We start from the raw sequence: 1,654 nt of genomic DNA, 5'->3' as shown, positions 1-1,654 counted from the left end.
CGGCGATTTTCAAGGTAGTTGTCGCGTGAGCGTGTCACGCTGCCTTTGATGTTTGCTGCAGTACCGCTTCCCGCTCCGGGTTCAGGCACACGATTGGTGCCAGCACCCAGTTCCTGATGTTGCCGCTCCAGCGCTCCGGGTGCCGTGCACGCGCCGCCTCGTACAGCTCGATACGCTTGCGCAGCAACTCTTCCGCCTGGCCAGTATGCCTCTGCGCCGGGGTCACGAACTTCAGGGCGCTGTGGCGATGTTCATGGTTGTACCAGGCCACGAAGCTGTTCACCCAGTTCCTGGCCTGCTCCAGCGTGTCGAAGGGCCGCTCCGGCCACCGCGGGCAGTACTTCGCCGTGCGGAACAAGGCCTCGGCATAGGCGTTGTCATTGCTCACCCGCGGGCGGCTGAACGAGGGCATCACACCCAGGTTCTGCATGGCCGCCAGCATGGTCGAGCCCTTCATCGCGCTGCCATTGTCCGAGTGCAGTACCAGCGGCTGGCCTGCTCGCTGTTCACGTAAGCAGGCCTGGCGTAGCAGCTGGGCGGCCTGCTCGGCGCTTTCACTTTCATGCACCTCGTTGGCCACCAGCTTCCGGCTGTAGACGTCCTTGATCATGTACCAGTAGAAGTAACGGCCCTTGACCGTGGTCGGCAGCCAGGTGATGTCCCAGCACCACAGCTGGTTCGGGCCGTCGGCCACATGGGTCGTCAGCGCTCGTTTCACCGGTGGGCGGCTACGGCCGCGCGGATGCTGCTGTTCGGCGTCCTTCAGCAACCGGTAAAAGGTCGACTCCGAGGCCAGCCAGGTGCCCTGATCGGCCAGCCGCGCCACGATCTGCTGCGGCGGCAGGCTGGCAAACTCGGGCTGGTTGGCGACCTCCAGCACGCGGCGGCGCTCTTGCGGGGTCAGCTTGTTGGCCGGCTCAGCTCGTTGTGCCGAAGGACGCCGATCCTCCGGGCAGTGCTGCCAGCGCTGCAGGCTGCGCAGCGACAGGCCCAGTTCGGCGCAGGCCTGCGCCCGCCGCGCTCCCGCCGCCACGGCGTCCTCGATCAACTGCAGCGTTTCACGGCGATCCGGGGCGCTGATCATTCGTCCTCGTCCTTCCCCCAGAGCGCCTCGGCTTTTTTTCGCAACACCAGCAGAGCCGCGGTTTCTGCCAGCGCCGCATCCTTGCGCCGCAGTTCACGCTCCAGCTGCTTGATGCGCTTCTTCGCGGCCTTTTCCTCTTCGCGTTCGCGCCGGGTCTTGCTCGGCTGAGCCAGGCTGTTGGCCTGCTCGCAGGCTTCGCGCCAGGCGTTGATCTGCTCGACATACAGGCCTTTGCGCCGGCAGTACTCCGCCAGCTCAGCCGCATTGAGGCTGGCGCTTTCCAGCACCACCCGAAACTTGTCCTGGCTCGACCACTGGTCGGCCTGCTGTCCATCTCCCGGCACCACTGCTCCCGCTGCTCTGGCCTGTTTGCGCCAAGCATACAGGGTGGCATCAGTAATGCCTGTCGCTTCCACCAGCTCCGGCACCGTCCGGTTCAAGGGCGGCATCATCTGCCGCACCACCCACTCCCGATGCTCTATCGAATAACGCGCCACACGGCTCTCACTTCCGCCCACCGACCAAGACTCATCGAATCAACTCACACGACAACTATCCTGACGCGGCGGG

The 1,654-nt window shown here is 65.0% G+C and carries 1 protein-coding gene; it reads right to left on the bottom strand.

The features are described from left to right. Window positions 1–34 precede the first annotated feature (34 nt). Window positions 35–1,581, bottom strand: a protein-coding gene (locus P3C50_RS24135) for an IS3 family transposase (protein ID WP_086937309.1) whose coding sequence is annotated in 2 segments (ribosomal slippage) — window positions 35–1,095 and window positions 1,095–1,581 — 1,548 coding nt in all. Because the reading frame shifts where the segments join, the coding sequence is not laid out codon by codon here. Window positions 1,582–1,654 lie beyond the last annotated feature (73 nt).

The organism is Pseudomonas sp. Marseille-Q0931 (assembly GCF_940789645.1).
In the GTDB taxonomy this organism is placed as follows: domain Bacteria; phylum Pseudomonadota; class Gammaproteobacteria; order Pseudomonadales; family Pseudomonadaceae; genus Aquipseudomonas.
This window is presented reverse-complemented; position numbering and strand designations above follow the sequence as displayed.